Consider the following 16,466-nt stretch of genomic DNA (forward strand, 5'->3'; position numbering starts at 1 on the left):
ATGTGGCGGGTCAGAAGGTGTAGGTCACGGCGCCGATGGCGCTGGCGAAGGCGCGGCGCTGCACGATCGGGCTGCCGTCGGCGTTGTCGACATAGCGCGTACCGGCGACCGTCAGCGAGGTGCTCCAGTGCTTGGACAGCGCGTGGTCCCAGTTGGCGCCGACCGAATAGGCGTACAGGCCGGAGCCGGCGCTGTAGGCGGCAAACCCGCTACGCGCGCTCTGCGCATCGGTGACCCCGAAATAGGCCTGGTTGTAGCGGCGGTCGCCCCAGTGCGCGTCCAGGTTCATGGTCAGCGTGTCGCGGTCGTTCTGCAGCAGGGTGAACTTGGCCCCGGCGCGATAGTTGTTGCGACGCGCACCGTCCTTCAGGGCGAATTCGGCTTCGGCATCCAGCATCAGATACGAGGTGAACTGCTGCGCGATCATGGTGCGGCTGGTGATCGAACCGGGCACGTCGCCCATGCCGGCCAGGGTTCTGGAGCCCGGGCGCCAGCTGCTGTTGCGGTCCAGCCGGCCGAGGTCGTAGCCGAACGACTGGCTGACGTAGAAGCCGCCATCGCTCTGGAATTGCGCGCCTAGGCCACGCACGCTGTCGAAGAACAGCAGGCCGCTCTGCGCCGCGAGCACCGGGGCGAATTGCACGCGGTCGTCCCTGGAGCCGAAGTAGCGCGGCGCCGCCACTGCGGCGGCGCCGATGCTGAGTTCGGTCTGATGGCCGAACAGGCGGAAGCCGGATGCGTCCGCATCGGCGGCGTTGGCCACCAGCGGCGATACGGCGCAGGCCAGGAGCGGGAACAAGGCGATCATTTTCATGGACGTTCTCTTCGACGTGGAGGGATCAGGAGGCGTGCGGCAGTTGCACGCCATAGAACGCGCGGAACAGCGCGATACGGTTGAGGATCAGGTCCTGGCGGGCCTGCAGGTGATCCAGGGCGGCCTGCTCGGCGGCGATGCGTTCGCCGAGCAGCGCGGGGCGATCCTGCAGGCCCTGCGCGACGCGGCGCTGCATGCGTTGGATGCGTTGCCGTTCGCGATCGCGGTTGGCCCGCTCGCGCTGTTCGCGTTGCTGCAGGACAGGGCCGGCATCGAGCGCATCGGCCACTTCGCGGAACGCCGATTCGATCGCCTTCTCGTAGTCGGCGACGCCGGCCTGCTTGCGCAGCTGCGCGATGTCCAGGTTGGCGCGGTTGCGGCCGAAGTCGAAGATCGGCATGGTCAGTTGCGGAACGAAACTCCAGGTGCGGCTGCCGGCGGCGAACAGGCCGCTGAGCACATCGCTGGCGGTTCCCAGCGAGGTGCTGAGCTTGATCGACGGGAAGAATGCGGCGCGCGCAGCGCCGATGTCGGCATTGCGCGCGCGCAACTCGGCTTCGGCCTGCTGGATGTCCGGACGCTGCAGCAAGACCGCCGAGTCCAGGTCGCGCAGCGCCATGCTGCCCGCGTCGGTCGGCAGCACGTCCTCGAGATCGCCGGCGCTGGCCGGTGCGTCGTAGCCGGCGACCAGTTGCAGCGCGCGGCGCGCGGCGGCGTGGTCGCTGGCCGCCTGCATCGCGCGGAATTGGGCCTGGTCGGTCTGATGGCGCTGGCGGTCGAGCGCGTCGGTGGAGATCAGCCCGACATCGTGCTGGTCGTCGGCGACTGCCAACAGCGCGTTGCTGTCGTCGGCGATGGCCTGGAAACGCGCCTGCGCCTGGGCGGCGGCGCGTTCCAGCGTGTAGGTGCGCAACACCTCGGCGACCAGCGCGCCGCGCGCGGCCTGCTGGCCGGCGCTGGACGCCAGATAGCGCTGCTGCGCGGCAGCGGACAACGCGGCCAGCTTGCCGAACAGATCCAGTTCGAAATCGTCGATGCCGACCGCGGCGGTGACCAGCTTCTGCCCGTAACGCTCCTGCTGCCGCGGATCGTCGTAGCTCTGCCGGGCCTGCTGCGCATCGATGCCGAGCTGCGGCAGCTGCTGCGACCGCTCGATCCGGTATTGCGCGCGGGCCTGCTGCACTTGCAGGACGGTGTTGCGGAAGTCCGGATTGTGCGCCAGCGCCTGCTGCACCAGCGGCGCGAGGTCGTGGGCCGGCGAGAATGCGCGCAGGAACCGCCGTTCCTGCTCCGACAGCGCGACCGCGGGCGCCGCGCTCGCTTGCGGCAGCGGTGGCGCCGCTGCGCCGCCCAGCGTGCTCGGCACGGTGGCCTGCGGGCGCTCGTAGACCGGCGCCAGCGAGCAGCCGCCGAGCAGCGCCGCCAGCGCGGCGACGAGGAGGCGAGGGCGGTACGGACGCTTGCCTGCGGGCGATACAATCATGGGGGTCAGTCGGGGTGGCCAATCTCGAGTGATAGAGTCGGCCGGCAAGTTCAAGCTGGCTTCTAGGAATCTTCAAGATTCCGTCAAGACGCGCGACCAGGGCGGCACAGGGCATGAGTTCCAAGAAGATTCTTGTCGTCGAGGACGACGCCGACAGCGCCAGCATCCTTGAGGCGTATCTGCGCCGCGACGGATTCGACGTCGCCATCGCCGGCGACGGCGCGCGCGCGATCCAGCTGCATGCGCAGTGGAAACCGGACCTGGTGCTGCTGGACGTGATGCTGCCCAAGCTGAGCGGCACCGAAGTGCTGTCGACGATCCGCCGCAGCGGCGACACGCCGGTGATCATGGTGACCGCGATGGGCGACGAGCCGGAGAAGCTCGGCGCGCTGCGCTATGGCGCCGACGACTACGTGGTCAAGCCCTACAGCCCGAAGGAGGTGGTCGCGCGCGTGTACGCGGTGCTGCGCCGCGCCGGGCCGGCCAGGACGAGCGAGGAACCGCTGAAGTACGAGCGGCTTACCGTCGACACCAACGCGGTGCTGGCCACGGTGCAGGACGCCGACGGCCACGACGTACCGCTGGATCTGACCCCGACCGAATTCAACATCCTGGCCACCTTGCTGAAGACGCCGTTCAAGGCCTATACGCGCAGCGAACTGCTGGAAATCTGCCTGCCGGAAAGCGACGCGCTGGAGCGGGTGGTGGACGCTCACGTGCACAACCTGCGCAAGAAGCTGGAGAGCGAACGCATCACCGATGTGCTGGTGACAGTGCGCGCGATCGGCTATCGCTTCCGATGAAATGGCCGTTCGCCCGGCGCAAGGCACACACGCCGCTGTGGCGATGGGCGGGCCTGCGCATGAGCGCGCTGGCGGTGGTCGCCATCCTGGCGATCGTGTTCGGCATGTGGCTGCGCTTCGCGATCTGGGACATCCTGACCCTGCACCAGATGCCACCGGCGGCGCGCCAGGAGATGATGGAACTGCGCGAGGATCCGCACAGCAACGAGCAGCGCCTGTGGCAGCTGTTCGCACGCTACTACGACGTCGCCGATTTCCTGCCTGGCTTGGCCAGCCGCGACTGGCTGCTGCTGGCGGTGCTGGTCATCGCGTCGATTCCGGTCATCGTGGTGTGCGGATTGCTCGCGTCGCGGCCGTTGTCGCGCCAGTTCTCCAATGTGGCCGAGGCCGCCCGGCGCATCAGCGAGGGCGACTTTTCCGCGCGCGCCAAGGTGATCCCCTCGGCGCCGGACGAACTGGCCAGCTTCGCGATGGACTTCAACGGCATGACCGCGCAGCTGCAGCAGTACGAGCGCGAGGTGCGCGATTCCAGCGCGATGCTGGCGCACGAACTGCGCACGCCGTTGAACGCGGCGATGGGCCGGGTGCAGGGCATGCTGGACCAGGTCTTCCCGTGCAGCGACGAACAGCTGCAGATGGTCCATCGCCAGCTGGAACAGATCAATCGCCTGGTCGGCGACCTGCATCTGCTGTCGATGGCGCGCGCCAATCAGCTGATGCTGGAGCCGCACACCTTTCCGCTCGATGTGCTGATCCGCGAGCGCCTGGCCTGGCTGGCGCAGCCGCTGCAGGCGGCGCAGATGGAGGTGGAGGTGCGCCTGCCGGGCGGCGTATCGATCAGCGCCGACCGCGACCGCATCGGCCAGGTGCTGTCGGTGCTGATCGACAACGCGCTGCGCTATGCCGCGGCCGGCAAGCATCTGCTGATCGAAGTGAGCGCCGGCGCCAACGACATGCTGATCTGCGTCTGCGACCGCGGCCCGGGCGTGACGCCGGAACTGTTGCCGCGGATGGTCGATCGCTTCTGGCGCGCCGAGGATTCGCGTGCCCGGCACTCGGGCGGCAGCGGCCTGGGCCTGTCCATCGCCGCGGCGATCTGCCATGCCCACGGCGGCGCGCTGGAATTCGGCAACCGCGACGGCGGCGGCTTGTGCGCGCGGGTGCGGTTGCCGCGAGTGGCGTAAATCCGACTCGGCAACCCCGGACACTGCGGTCGTGCCGTGCTGCAGCAGCCCTTGTTCGTGTCCCCTAACACTGTTAGATTTCGCCAACTAACAGCGTTAGGCTAGGCATGCGCAAGACCCTCGGGCGCGAACAGATCGTCGACGCGGCCTTCCAACTCCTGGACGCAGCCGGCATCGAAGGCGTGAGCCTGCGCAAGGTGGCCTGCCAGTTGGGCATCCGCGCGCCGTCGCTGTATTGGCACTTCAAGAGCAAGCAGGCGCTGATCGATGCCATGGCCGATGCCTTGATCGAGGACGTGGCCCGCGACATCCCGGCCGGCCAACCCTGGCGGGCGACCCTGCGCCAGGTCGCGCATGAATTCCGGCTCGGATTGAAGGCGCACCGCGACGGCGCGCGCGTCTATGCGGGCACCTACATCGCAAGCGATAACGTGCTGCGCCTGGGCGAAGCCATGATCAAGGCACTGGCCGAGGCCGGTGCGCCGGTCGGCTTCGCCGCCACTGCGGCGATGGACCTGGCCTATTACGTCATGGGCTTCGTCATCGAGGAACAGGCAATGCCCGACTATCGCCACCTCGAGGACGTGGGCAAGGCGTTCCTGGCGTTGTCCCAGGCGCGCTTTCCCTACTGCTGGCAGGCCAGGCATCTGCTGACCGAGCCGGATTTCGATCGGCGCTTCGAACAGGGCCTGGGATTGATGCTGGACGGCATCGAACACTGGCTGGCCCAGGCCGACGCGCAACCCGACCAGCACGGCGACCTCCCTGCCCAGGCACGGGCCGCCGTTGCGCCATGACCGCCATCGCGTCCCGCTTCCCCTCCCGCCAGCCATCGCCAGCGTCCACTCTTTCAGCGCCCTTTCACTGTGGGCTACAGGCGTCCTCCATGCGTATCCAGATTCTGCGTTGTGCTTCCCTGATCCTGATCGGCGTGCTGCTGTCGGCCTGCGGCGGCACGGACAAGAAGGCCGATGAGGCGGGCGCTGCGTCCGCGCTTGCGGTCACCGTGGCGGCCGCGCAGACGCAGACGCTGGCACGCACGGTGGTCGTGTCCGGCCCGGTCTCGGCCTACGAGGAAATGCAGCTCGGGGTCGAACTGTCGGGCCAGCGGGTGACGGCGTTGAAGGTGGACGTGGGCGAATGGGTCAAGCAGGGCCAGGTGCTGCTGGAACTGGACCACCGCACGCTGGACAGCGAGCTGGCGCAGGCGGACGCCGCGCTGCACCAGGCGCAGACCGCGCAGGAGCTGGCGCGGCTCAACTACGAACGCGGCGCGAAGCTGGCGGCCGAGCGGCTGGTCAGCGCCAGCAGCCTGGACGAACTGCGCGCCACGCGCGTGGACGCCGAGGCGCAGACCGCCACCGCCCGCGCCAGGCGCCAGGCGGCGCAACTGCAGCGCGACTTCGCGCAATTGCGCGCGCCCGCCGACGGCGTGATCTCCAAACGGCTGGTGCAGGCGGGGCAGGTGGTCGCGGCGGGCAACGAACTGCTGCGCTTGATCCGCGATGGCCGGCTGGAATGGCGCGCGGAACTGTCCGAGGCGCAGCTTGCCGGCGTGGCCGTCGGCAACAGCGTCGAACTGCCGTATGCCGGGCAGATCATCGCCGGCCGCATTCGCGCGGTCAGCCCCGGCGTGGACGCGCAGACGCGCACCGGCACCATCTATGCGGATCTGCCCGCGCCCGGCCCGCTCAAGCAGGGCATCTACGTGGAAGGACGCATCGTCACCGGCGATGGCCGGGCGCTGACCATTCCCAGCGCCGCGATCGTGCAGCGCGACGGGCACAGCTACGTGTTCACCGTGGATGCCAGGCAGCACGTGCAGCGCCTGCGCGTGCGCAGCGGCCAGACCGTGCAGGGGCGCACCGAGATCGTGGAAGGATTGAAGGAAGGCGACCGGGTGGTGGTGGATGGCGCCGGTTTCCTGGGCGAGGGCGACCGCGTGCGCGTGGTGGCCGAGGCGAAGGCGGCCGCGCGATGAATATCTCCGCCTGGGCGATCAACCGCCCGCTGCCTGCGATCCTGGTCTTCTTCGTGCTGTGCGTGGCCGGCCTGTGGGGCTTCCACCAATTGCCGGTGGCGCGCTTCCCGGACATCGCCTTTCCGATGACCACGGTCACGGTCACCCAGCCGGGTGCCTCGCCCAGCCAGCTGGAGGCCGAGGTCACGCGCAAGATCGAGGATTCCGTGGCCACGGTGACCAACGTCAAGCGGGTGATGTCCACCGTCAGCGAAGGCGTCAGCACCACCACCATCGAGTTCCAGCTCGAGGCCGACCTGGCCACCGCGCTGGACGACACCCGCGATGCGGTGACGCGCATCCGCACCGACCTGCCGCAGGACATCCAGGAACCGGTGATCTCCAAGGTCGACATCGGCGGCTCGCTGATGACCTATGCGCTGGTGGCGCCGCGGATGACGCCCGACGAGGCCAGCTGGTTCGTCGATCGCGAGATCGCGCGCGCCATGTACGGCGTACCAGGCGTGGCCCGGGTCACCCGGGTGGGCGGCGTGCAGCGCCAGGTGCGCGTGGACCTGGATCCCAACGCCTTGCTCGCCTTCGGCATCACCGCCGGCGACGTGTCCAAGCAGCTGGCGCAGATCCAGGTGGAGCGGGCAGGCGGCAAGGCCGAACTCGGCGGCGCGCAGCAGACCATCCGCACCCTGGGCACCGTGGGCGACGCGCAGGCCCTGCGCGATTTCTCGATCAGCCTGCCCGACGGGCGCGCGGCGCGCTTGTCCACGCTGGCGCGGATCACCGATGCCGCCGCCGATCCCAGCGAAGCCGCCTTGCTGGACGGGCGCGACGTGGTCGCCTTCTCGATGTCGCGCACCCGCGGCTCCAGCGAGGTCGAGGTGGAGGCGGGCGTGCACAAGGCGCTGGACGCCATCAAGGCCGCGCACCCGGGGATCGACTTCCGCCTGGTCACCACCGCCATCGACGAGACCCACCGCTCCTACGAATCGTCGATGACCATGCTCTACGAAGGCGCCGCGCTGGCGCTGCTGGTGGTGTGGCTGTTCCTGCGCAACTGGCGCGCGACCTGGGTCTCCGCGCTGGCGCTGCCGCTGTCGATCATTCCGACCTTCGCGGTGATGCATCTGTTCGGCTTCACCCTGAACATGATCACCTTGCTGGCGCTGTCGGTGGTGGTCGGCATCCTGGTCGACGACGCCATCGTGGAAATCGAGAACATCGTGCGCCATCTGCGCATGGGCAAGCCGCCGTTGCAAGCGGCGCGCGACGCCGCCGGCGAGATCGGCAACGCGGTGATCGCCACCTCGCTGACCCTGGCCGCGGTGTTCGTGCCGGTGGCGTTCATGCCCGGCATCGCCGGCAAGTTCTTCCGCGAATTCGGCTGGACCGCGGCTACCGCGGTGCTGTTCTCGCTGCTGGTGGCGCGCCTGCTGACGCCGATGATGGCCGCCTACCTGCTCAAGCCGCATGGCGAAGAGCAGGCCGATTCGCGGCTGATGCGCTGGTACCTGGGCTGGGTCGACGCGGCGTTGCGCCATCGTGCGCGCACCTTGTGGATCGCCACCGGCCTGTTCGCGGCCTCGCTGGCGCTGGTGCCGCTGATCCCGGCCACCTTCATCCCGCAATCGGACCTGGGCCGCAGCAATTTGAACCTGGAACTGCCGCCCGGCACCCGGCTGCAGGAAACCGTCGCCGTCGCCGAGCGCGCGCGCGCGTTGCTCAAGGACATTCCCGAACTCAAACAGGTCTACACCGCGGTCGGCAGCGTGCTCGACCTCGGCGATCCGAACGCCACCGGCGTGGGCGAGGCGCGCAAGGCCACGCTGGTGCTGGACTGGGGCGTTGCCGACCACCGCGAGCGCGATCAGCGCGTGCTCGAGCGCGAGGCGCGCGCGCGCCTGGCGGACATGCCCGGCGTACGCGTGAGCTACGTGAGCTCGGAACCGGGCAATCTGTTGCAGCTGGTCCTGGCCGGCGACGACCCGCAGCACCTGCAGGACGCCTCCACCGCCCTGGAGCGCGACCTGCGCGGCATCTCCGGACTGGGCAGCGTCACCTCCACCGCGTCGCTGCTGCGGCCGGAGATCCAGATCGTCCCCGATCCCGCGCGGGCCGCGGACATGGGCGTGGCCACGGCCACCATCGCCGAGGCCGCGCGCATCGCCACCGCCGGCGATTACGAGCAGCGCCTGGCCAAGCTCAACCTGCCCGACCGCCAGGTCCCGATCCGGGTCGGCTTCGCCGAATCCACCCTCGCCAACCCGGCCCTGATCGGCCAGTTGCGCGTGCCGGGCCGCTATGGGCCGGTGCCGCTGGCCGCGGTGGCGGAGATCCGCATGGGCAGCGGCCCGTCGCAGATCTCGCGCTACCAGCGCCAGCGCAACGTCACCCTCACCGCCGAACTCAACGGCCGGCCGCTGGGCGAGGTGATGGAACAGGTGCAGCAGCTGCCCAGCGTGAAGCAACTGCCGCCGGGGGTGAGCTTTCTCAACACCGGCGATGCCGAAGTGTTCGTGGAGCTGTTCGTCGGCTTCATGCTGGCGATGGCCGCCGGCCTGGTCTGCATCTACATGGTGCTGTTGCTGCTGTTCAACCATGCGCTGATGCCGATCACCATCCTGGTCGCGGTGCCGCTGTGCGCCGGCGGCGCGTTCGGGGCCTTGCTGCTGACCCAGAATATGCTCTCGCTGCCGGCGCTGATCGGCTTGCTGATGCTGATCGGCATCGCCACCAAGAATTCCATCCTGCTGGTGGACTACGCGGTGATGGCCGAGGACGAGCACGGCATGAGCCAGCACGACGCGCTGATCGACGCCTGCCGCAAGCGCGCCCAGCCCATCGTCATGACCACCCTGGCGATGGGCGCCGGCATGATGCCGATCGCGCTGGGCTTCTCCGGCGATTCCAGCTTCCGCGCGCCGATGGCGATCGCGGTGATCGGCGGCCTGATCACGTCCACGCTGCTGAGCCTGATCGTGATCCCGGCCGCGTTCACCCTGGTCGACGATCTCGGCGAGTGGATGTCGCGGCGCTTCCGCCACCGGTCGTCGCATTCGGCTGCCGGTTGAGCAAGGCTGCCCAGGTGCGCGCGACGTGCGCGCGCGCTCGCGTGGCCGCAACGGCGGTGCGCGACGCGGGCGTCGACGGCGGCCCGATCGTGGCGGATTTGGCGGTAAAGTTGTGCCTGGCCGTTGCAACCGGCCAACCTGGATCTCCATGACCGGACAAACGCATTGACTGCAAAGCGCCCAGCCGGCCCGACCGGCACGACCCGTTCACAGTGGCAGGCGATCGAGCGAGCTGCGGAAGAGGAACTGCAGCGCCGCACGCGCGAGGCGCACGCGGCGATCCTCGCATTGCTTCAGCGCCATGCCCAGGATTTCAGCCCGCGGCAGATCGCGGGGCTTCGGCGACGCTTGCGCAAAGGGCGTTGAGCGCAGGAACGGGCGTGCGAACCGATCGGCGCGGAAGCATCGCGCAATGGATGGATCGTCGCGTCGAAGCGGTGCATCTCGGGCCTGCCCGCTGCCCGGCCCCTTGGCCGGGCATGGAGCTGGACAGCGCCTCAGCCCGTCTCCCGCTGCACGCGCGCCCGGTACGCGCGCACGTTGTCGCCGCGGATGCGCCGGTCCTGCGTACCCGTCACCGTGCCGACCTTGCTGTCCGAGCCGGTCACCGGCTTGGCCTCCACGCTCGTCTCCCGCTCGAAGGCATGCGATTTGTCGGTGTTGCGGTAGTACCGGTACAGGGCCCAGTACAACGCGCTCGCGCCGGCCGGGCCGGCCAGCAGCAACCAGAGTCCACTGTCGTCGCTCATGAGGTGGTCACCACGATCCAGAGGGCGATGGCTTCGATGACGCTGCCGGCGGTGAGCGCGGCCAGCAGCAGCTTCCACTGCTGCACCGGCACGCTGCCCATGGTCTCGCCGGTGCGGCCGTTCACCGCGATGTAGTGCAGCATGCCGCCGTTGCGGCCGGGCTGGTGGTACGAATACAGCCACACCGGCAGGTACATCGACACCCAGCGCGTGCCGTGGACCTCAAGCCGCTCCTGCTCCCAGCGCACGCCGCGGTCGTAGCGGTCGACGGAGTCCTCGACCTGGGCGCGGGCGATCGACAGCAACTGGTCTTCCAGCCGCGGCCGCAGGTGTTCGACGTCGCGGTTGCGCTTTTCCGAGGTGAAGCCCGCCAGGTACGACGCGTTCCACTGCACCGCGTTCTTGGTGTCGAACGGCAGGATGGTGTTGATGATGTTGTTGGTGTTGGCCTGGGCATCCAGGTTGCCGCGTTCGGAAGACGATTCCAGCGGCAGGTCGTCCACGGTGAAATCCACGTGCCGTTGCACCTGGTACACGTCGGCGTCGTAATACGTGGTCTTGTTCTTCTCGGTGCCGCGCGTGTATTCGCGGGTCTTGATCTCGCCCTTGCCGGCCACGCTGGCGCTCACGTTGCCGTCGACGATCATGTAAGGCAGGTACACGCCGACCACGTTCGCGGGCGTGAACTGCTCCTTGAAGGCCTTCAGCGCGAACAGGCGCCGCTTGTCCACGAACTGGCGGATGCGCGCGACCGCATCCTCCTTCTTGATGTGGAAGGGCAGCACCGCGTCGGGCACCGCGCCGTTGGCGACCTGCTCGTTGACGCCGAACACGTGCCGGCACCAGTGGCAGCGTGCGGTCATCGTGCTCTCGGTATTGACCGTGACCTCGGCACCGCAGCCGCTGCACTTGAAGCTCATCAGGCTGGCGGCGTCGGCGGCGATATCGCGCGCGCCGGAGGCGATGACGGTGCCGCGCAGCTCGCCGATGCCGGCGCCGAACCCGAAGACCTCCTCGACCCGCGCGCCATGCCATTCGTTGCGGCAGTACTGGCAGACCAGCAGGTCGGTGCCGAGCTTGGGACGGATGTCGGTGGCGCCGCATTTCGGGCAGCGGTTGAGGCCGTCCTTCAGCTCGTTGGCGGCGGTGTCGATGGCGAGCGGATCGGGCGCCTGCAGTTCGTCGCGGATCGGCGCGGGCAGGGTGGCCGGATCGAGCGGAAAGCTGCCGGGCAGGGGCGGCACGTCCTGCGGCGAGCCGGGACCGGTCACGGCCGCCGCAGGCAAGGTCGGCGGCACCGGCGGCACCGGCGGCGGGGTTCTGGAGTCGGACATGATCGCGGCGTCCGGCGGCTTACAGGCCCAGCGCCTTGGCCTTGGCCGCGTCGTAGTCGCTTTGGGTGATCAGGCCCAGGTCCAGCATCTCCTTGGCCTTCTTCAGCTTGGCCACCGCATCGTCGGCGGCCGGCGCGGCGGGCGCGACCGGCTGCTGCAGACCGCCCACGCCGCCGACCATGCCCGTGGCCATGCCGACCCCGACCAGACCCGCGGCGCCGCCATGCTCGCCCGCCGACTGGATGCCCTGGGCGACGCTCGCCTGCAGGTTGGAGTTGCCGCGCGCGCCGGCCAGCGCGTCGGCGCGCTGCACGGTCTTGAGCAGTTCCCGCGTGTTCGCGTCGTACTCGATCGACACGATCGCGGTCTTGACGATGGCCAGGCCGCGCTCGGAGCGCCACTGGTACGCCTGCTCGACCGCATCGGACAGGCTCTTGGCGAAGCCGAGCGAATCCTGCTGCAGCTTGGTGATGCGGTTGCCCTTGCCCGGGTCGTTCGTGTACAGGCTGAAGGCCGGCGCCAGCGACCCAATCACCTCGTTGAACAACTGGTTGGCGGCGGCGTTGTCGAGGTCGGTGAAGTCGAACACCTGGCCCGGCTGCAGATAGCGCGCCGGCACGAAGTTCTTCACGAACAGGATCGGGTCGACGATCTTCAGCGTATACGCGCCGCGCGTCACCGCGCCGACCTGGGTGCCGAGGAAACCGTCGTCCCAGTAGATCTCGGACTGCGTGCCGAAGCGATTGTCGGGCAGTTCCTTCAGCGAGACGAAGAACGCGGCCTGCTGCGACCCCGGCTGGCCACCGAACTTGAAGCGCTCCCAGCTCTGCCGGATGAGCGGCGCGACCAGGCCGTCGCCGGCGAAGATCGACTGCGAATTCGGATCGTCGGAGCGCCATTCGTAACCGCCCGGCTCGGCGACGAAACCGGTGATCGCACCGTCCTGGATCAGCAGCAGCCCGTAGCCCTCGGGCACCACGATCTTCGACCCGTTGCTGATGATGTTCGACGACGCGCCGGTGTTGGAACCGCGCCCGGCATTGGTGCCGTGCGGCACCGCGGCAAACAGCGCCGCCGTCGCCGGCAGGCCGGCCGGCACGGTGTAGAAGTCCTTCCACTGATCGGCGAGAACGCCGCCGACCGCACCTGACACTGCCTGGACGAGACCCATGACAACTCCGTTTGATTCGTGGACGGGCACCATGCCCATCGTGCTCGCCGGACTATATCAGCAGCGGGCACCGGGCGAGGGAGGGCGCGGGTCTGGCGCCGGGGTGTCGCTGGCTTTGTGCCGAAGAGGCTATCGCGGTATGCGGCACGCCAAAAACAAGGCCCCGCGCGAGCGGGGCCTTGTTCGAGGAACGGGGCTTCAAGGCGCGGACCGGTGCAGCGCCGGTATCGGCCTTACGGCAGATTGCACTTGAGCTTGCCGTCCACGTAGTAGGGCTTGGGAACATCCGGGTTCTGGCTGGTCTTCTCGAACACCACCTCGAACGATTCGAGATCCGGCGTGCCCTTGCGCGACGTGCAGGCCTCCTGCAGCTTCTTTTTCACCGCGGCGATGCCGGCGTCGCGATTGGCGCCATCGGCGCTGTTGGTCAGATTGACGACCTCCGCGGATGCCAGCGGGCTCAGGCCGAGCAGGCATCCGGCGAACACGAGTACGTGCAGCTTCTTCATGGAGTCTCCTTTGCGATGTCGATGTCCGTTGGTGGCCGGCGACGTGGTGTGTGCTCCACGATCCACGCGAGGACGTGGCGGGCGTCGTGCGGCGCGTCGGTAGGATAGGGGGTGGGAGTTAAGGCTTCGTGGGCATGGGAAGGCGCCCTGGTATTTCCGCTTGCGTCACACGCCAGGTATGCGTATCGGATCAATGAGCGGGATCTGGTGATCGTGTGTGCGGTCGGGCGGATAGATGCGACTGAGGAGGTCTATCGGGAGTAGATGGATCCGGGCAAACAGACTGGAACTAGGGATCATTGTCGGAGTAGCGGTGTGTCTGCTTTGCTCGGAAGCGAACAGATCGCGCGAATGACATTTCTTCCTGGGAACTCTGCCGCGAAAACGTTGCAACTCGCTGGAGGGACGTCTTCACCAGCACCCTCAACAGCCATGATTTCTGCAGCTGTCCAACCTCGGCTATCATCCTCCGCAATCTGATGTGAGTACGGATATGGAAGTGCGACTCACGCGCGAGCAGGTGCTCGCGCTTGCGCCTGATGCATCGTCAAGCAAGGCGGCCGGTGGTCTGGCCACAGACGGAAAGTGGGGCCTGCTCGGCGCCGACGCCGAAGCCCTGTGGGGTGAATGCCAAGGCAGCGGCGCCAAGCCATACCAGACCCAGGTGGAGCTGACCACGCTGGTGAGCCGTTGCTCGTGTCCCAGCCGCAAGTTCCCTTGCAAGCATGGCCTGGCCTTGATGCTGCTGTATGCCGCCGGCAACCCGCGCTGCGTGCCGAGCGAGCGCCCGGCCTGGGTGGACGAGTGGATGCAGGGCCGCCGTGCCCGTGCGGTCCGGAAGGAGGAAGCTGCCGCCAGCGTGTCCCCGCCGGATCCGCAGGCGCAGGCGGCCGCTGCCGCCAAGCGCGAACAGGCACGCTGGTCGCGCATGGAAACCGGCGCGGCAGAACTGCAGCGCTGGGTGGCCGACCAGTTCCGCCAGGGGCTGGCCAACCTGGGCGCGGGCTTCGAGCAGGAAGCCCAGCGCATGATGGCGCGCATGGTGGATGCCCAGGCCCCGGGACTGGCCAGCCAACTGGAACGAGCGCTGGGCGGGGGCGGGCGCGACCTCGCCCAGCTGGCCGAACTGGGCGAATGCCTGGGGCTGTTGCAGCTGCTCACCCAGGCGGTGCCCCGCATGGAAACCTTCAGCGCTGCGCGTCAGGCGGACCTGCGCACTGCACTGGGCTGGCCGATGGAGCGCGACGCGGTGCAGCGGGAAGGCGAGACCGTGCGCGACCGTTGGCACGTGCAGGGCCAACACATGATCGAACATCCGGGCAACTTGATGGAACGCCGCGTGTGGCTGCACGGGCTGGAAAGCGGGCGGGCCGCGCTGCTGCAGGACTACAGCCACGGTGGGCGTGGTTGGGAGCAGCATTGGCGCAACGGCCACGTTCATGCGGGCACGCTGCATTTCCACGCGGGCACGGTACCGCTGCGCGCGGTGCCGGGCGAAGTGGAAGCGGGGATGGACGCCGCTACGGCGCCGCCGCGCGAAGACACGCTGGACGCCGCCGCGCAGGCGTACGCCACCAACCCATGGCTGCCGCAGGTGCCCATGCGCCTGGGAGTCGCGCATGTGGCACACGATGGCCGCAACGCCTGGGTACAGCACGCCGAAGGCACGCTGCCGCTTCGGCTGCCGCCGATGCAGGGCTGGGCGCTGATGGCATTTGCCGGTGGCCACCCGCTGTGCCTGATGGGCGAGTGGGATGGCCAGGCGCTGCTGCCACTTGCCGCGTGGAACGCGCCGGGCGAGCGCTGGGAAAGGAGCGGGGCATGAACGAGGCATGGTTGAAGCCGGCCCTGCTGGGCATAGACCGCGCGCAGGCCATCCCCGCCGAAGGCGCGCTGGGCGAAGTGCTCGCCGCCGTGGCCACGCAGGAAGACGCCGCACTGGGCTACAGCCGGCAGGTGGGCGTCCTGGCTGCCTGCCGGCGCGCCGCCTTGCGCATGGCCGCGCCGGTGGCCCTGCCGCCGCCTGCGGAGGTCGATCCTCTGGTGCTGCCCGCCGGTCACGCCTGGGCGCCGCTGTTGAAGGGACTATTCAGCGCTGCACAGCCGTCGCCGTGGATGAAGCGCGCCCGTTACGAGGCCTGCGCGCAGCTGGCCGCACGCAACCGGCACCTGCCGGTGGCAGTGCTGCCGCAGGCGCTGGAAGCCGGTGCGCGCCTGAGCGCGTTGCGTCCCGGCCTGCGCCCGGTGCTGGGTGTACGCGGCCGCTGGCTGGCGGCCTGCAATGCAGACTGGGCCTACGCGGCAGAGACGGCGGTCGAAGCGGATGCACCGGCGGACCTGGAGCAGATGTGGAACGAAGGCGCGTTTGATGCGCGCCTGCTGGCCTTCCGGCAACTGCGTGCGCACAACCCCGAGGACGCCCGCGCGCGCCTGCAGGGCACGTTGAAAGACCTCTCCGCGCGCGAGCGGGTGGACTTCGTCGCTGCGCTGCAGCCGCAGCTGAGCGAGGCCGACGCGCCGCTGCTGCAGCCGCTGTTGAAGGACCGCAGCCGCGAGGTGCGCCTGCTGGCGGGCCCGATGCTGGCCCGGCTGCCGTCCACGCCGCACGCGCAGTACGTGCAGGCGCAGATGCGCGCTTTGCTGCGGCACCAGCCCGGCGGGCTGATGCGCCGTACGACCTGGACGCTGGAAGCCCCCGCGGCGGCCGATGCCGGCTGGGCCGACGCCGCCATCGACAGCAAACGCCCCAACAACGACCTGCTGGGTGAGCGTGCCTGGTGGCTCTATCAACTGGCGCGCCAGCTGCCGCTGGCCTGGTGGTGCCATACCCTGGAAAAAGCGCCAGCGCAGGTACTGGCCTGGGCGCGCAGCACGGACTGGTACGACGCGCTGTTGCGCGCCTGGCTGGAGCGTGTGGACGCCAGCGAACCAGAATGGGTGGAAGCCCTCATCGGTGTGGAGCAACGGCACATGAGCCTGGGCGACCTGCTGGCCATGCTCCCGCCGACGCAACGCGAACGGCATTGGCCCACCAGTGCGACCGAACTTCAACAAAAGCGCCTGTTCGGCGAAGTGCTGGACAGCACGGGCCTTGGCCAGACTCTCAGCGCGGCCTACTCGCGGCAATTGGCTGCCGGGCTGGGCGCGCTGTTTGGCGAAGAGTTCCTGCGTCATGACTACACCCTGCGCGACGCGCTGCTGGAGCTGTTGGCGGTGCTCGACCCCTCCGCGCTGTCGCAGGTGCAGGTGGCCGACGCACCGGCCGACGCCACCGAGGCCATGCGCGACTGCGTGCACCAGGCACGCCAACTTCTGGCCTTGCGCCAGGCCCTGCGTTCCGCTTTCTAATCATCACGACCTTTCATTGGAGCCA

13 protein-coding genes are annotated in these 16,466 nt (G+C 68.8%); 7 read left to right on the top strand and 6 right to left on the bottom strand.

All coding sequences use genetic code 11. The features are described 5' to 3' along the window. Positions 1-10: 10 nt before the first annotated feature. Together H9658_RS02110 and H9658_RS02115 are read right to left on the bottom strand one after the other, a co-directional pair. Positions 11-814: a MipA/OmpV family protein gene (locus H9658_RS02110; RefSeq protein WP_225209670.1), complete on the bottom strand. Its 804-nt coding sequence runs from the start codon at positions 812-814 to the stop codon at positions 11-13. Positions 815-839: 25 nt separating this feature from the next. Further along, on the bottom strand, positions 840-2,297 hold the full coding sequence (locus H9658_RS02115; RefSeq protein ID WP_191824164.1) for an efflux transporter outer membrane subunit: 1,458 nt from the start codon (positions 2,295-2,297) through the stop codon (positions 840-842). 113 nt (positions 2,298-2,410) lie between these two features. Here H9658_RS02115 and H9658_RS02120 point away from each other — a divergent pair, with 113 nt between their 5' ends. From H9658_RS02120 to H9658_RS02140, 5 genes are all read left to right on the top strand, one after another. Continuing rightward, entirely contained in the window at positions 2,411-3,100 is a 690-nt protein-coding gene (locus H9658_RS02120; protein WP_179564844.1) for a response regulator, read from the top strand. Beyond that, positions 3,097-4,284 carry a sensor histidine kinase gene (locus tag H9658_RS02125; RefSeq protein WP_191824165.1) on the top strand — a complete coding sequence of 396 codons (1,188 nt, stop codon included), beginning with the start codon at positions 3,097-3,099 and terminating at the stop codon, positions 4,282-4,284. The genes H9658_RS02120 and H9658_RS02125 overlap by 4 nt, the downstream gene beginning before the upstream one ends. Before the next feature lie 107 nt (positions 4,285-4,391). Continuing rightward, a complete protein-coding gene (locus tag H9658_RS02130; protein ID WP_191824166.1) occupies positions 4,392-5,081 on the top strand; it encodes a TetR/AcrR family transcriptional regulator C-terminal domain-containing protein in 690 nt (229 codons plus the stop codon). 89 nt (positions 5,082-5,170) lie between these two features. Continuing rightward, positions 5,171-6,265, top strand: coding sequence for an efflux RND transporter periplasmic adaptor subunit (locus H9658_RS02135; protein WP_191824167.1), 1,095 nt, complete (start codon positions 5,171-5,173; stop codon positions 6,263-6,265). Continuing rightward, positions 6,262-9,330, top strand: a complete 3,069-nt coding sequence (locus H9658_RS02140; protein WP_179564836.1) for an efflux RND transporter permease subunit — start codon at positions 6,262-6,264, stop codon at positions 9,328-9,330. The genes H9658_RS02135 and H9658_RS02140 overlap by 4 nt, the downstream gene beginning before the upstream one ends. Before the next feature lie 497 nt (positions 9,331-9,827). Here H9658_RS02140 and H9658_RS02145 read toward each other — a convergent pair whose 3' ends face one another. The 4 genes from H9658_RS02145 to H9658_RS02160 all read right to left on the bottom strand — a co-directional run bounded on the left by H9658_RS02145 (position 9,828) and on the right by H9658_RS02160 (position 13,093). Beyond that, positions 9,828-10,079 (bottom strand): hypothetical protein, encoded by a 252-nt coding sequence (locus H9658_RS02145; RefSeq protein WP_179564832.1) that lies wholly within the window; start codon positions 10,077-10,079, stop codon positions 9,828-9,830. Next, positions 10,076-11,413 (bottom strand): TFIIB-type zinc ribbon-containing protein, encoded by a 1,338-nt coding sequence (locus H9658_RS02150; RefSeq protein ID WP_191824168.1) that lies wholly within the window; start codon positions 11,411-11,413, stop codon positions 10,076-10,078. Before H9658_RS02150 ends, H9658_RS02145 begins: the two co-directional genes overlap by 4 nt. A gap of 19 nt (positions 11,414-11,432) precedes the next feature. Further along, entirely contained in the window at positions 11,433-12,584 is a 1,152-nt protein-coding gene (locus H9658_RS02155) for an SPFH domain-containing protein (RefSeq protein ID WP_179564828.1), read from the bottom strand. A gap of 233 nt (positions 12,585-12,817) precedes the next feature. Further along, entirely contained in the window at positions 12,818-13,093 is a 276-nt protein-coding gene (locus H9658_RS02160; protein WP_191824169.1) for a hypothetical protein, read from the bottom strand. A 520-nt stretch (positions 13,094-13,613) separates the two neighbouring features. Between H9658_RS02160 and H9658_RS23115 the strand changes: the two genes are divergently transcribed. Together H9658_RS23115 and H9658_RS02170 are read left to right on the top strand one after the other, a co-directional pair. Beyond that, a complete protein-coding gene (locus tag H9658_RS23115) occupies positions 13,614-14,918 on the top strand; it encodes an SWIM zinc finger family protein (protein ID WP_318241163.1) in 1,305 nt (434 codons plus the stop codon). Continuing rightward, positions 14,915-16,441: a DUF5691 domain-containing protein gene (locus H9658_RS02170; protein WP_191824171.1), complete on the top strand. Its 1,527-nt coding sequence runs from the start codon at positions 14,915-14,917 to the stop codon at positions 16,439-16,441. Before H9658_RS23115 ends, H9658_RS02170 begins: the two co-directional genes overlap by 4 nt. Positions 16,442-16,466 lie beyond the last annotated feature (25 nt).

This window comes from Xanthomonas bonasiae, from assembly GCF_014836395.1.
GTDB classification, from domain to species: domain Bacteria; phylum Pseudomonadota; class Gammaproteobacteria; order Xanthomonadales; family Xanthomonadaceae; genus Xanthomonas_A; species Xanthomonas_A bonasiae.

Coding starts and splice junctions, on each gene's coding strand:
- H9658_RS02110 (WP_225209670.1), bottom strand. CDS start 814: ATGAAAATGATCGCCTTGTTCCCGCTCCTGGCCTGCGCCGTATCGCCG.
- H9658_RS02115 (WP_191824164.1), bottom strand. CDS start 2,297: ATGATTGTATCGCCCGCAGGCAAGCGTCCGTACCGCCCTCGCCTCCTC.
- H9658_RS02120 (WP_179564844.1), top strand. CDS start 2,411: ATGAGTTCCAAGAAGATTCTTGTCGTCGAGGACGACGCCGACAGCGCC.
- H9658_RS02125 (WP_191824165.1), top strand. CDS start 3,097: ATGAAATGGCCGTTCGCCCGGCGCAAGGCACACACGCCGCTGTGGCGA.
- H9658_RS02130 (WP_191824166.1), top strand. CDS start 4,392: ATGCGCAAGACCCTCGGGCGCGAACAGATCGTCGACGCGGCCTTCCAA.
- H9658_RS02135 (WP_191824167.1), top strand. CDS start 5,171: ATGCGTATCCAGATTCTGCGTTGTGCTTCCCTGATCCTGATCGGCGTG.
- H9658_RS02140 (WP_179564836.1), top strand. CDS start 6,262: ATGAATATCTCCGCCTGGGCGATCAACCGCCCGCTGCCTGCGATCCTG.
- H9658_RS02145 (WP_179564832.1), bottom strand. CDS start 10,079: ATGAGCGACGACAGTGGACTCTGGTTGCTGCTGGCCGGCCCGGCCGGC.
- H9658_RS02150 (WP_191824168.1), bottom strand. CDS start 11,413: ATGTCCGACTCCAGAACCCCGCCGCCGGTGCCGCCGGTGCCGCCGACC.
- H9658_RS02155 (WP_179564828.1), bottom strand. CDS start 12,584: ATGGGTCTCGTCCAGGCAGTGTCAGGTGCGGTCGGCGGCGTTCTCGCC.
- H9658_RS02160 (WP_191824169.1), bottom strand. CDS start 13,093: ATGAAGAAGCTGCACGTACTCGTGTTCGCCGGATGCCTGCTCGGCCTG.
- H9658_RS02170 (WP_191824171.1), top strand. CDS start 14,915: ATGAACGAGGCATGGTTGAAGCCGGCCCTGCTGGGCATAGACCGCGCG.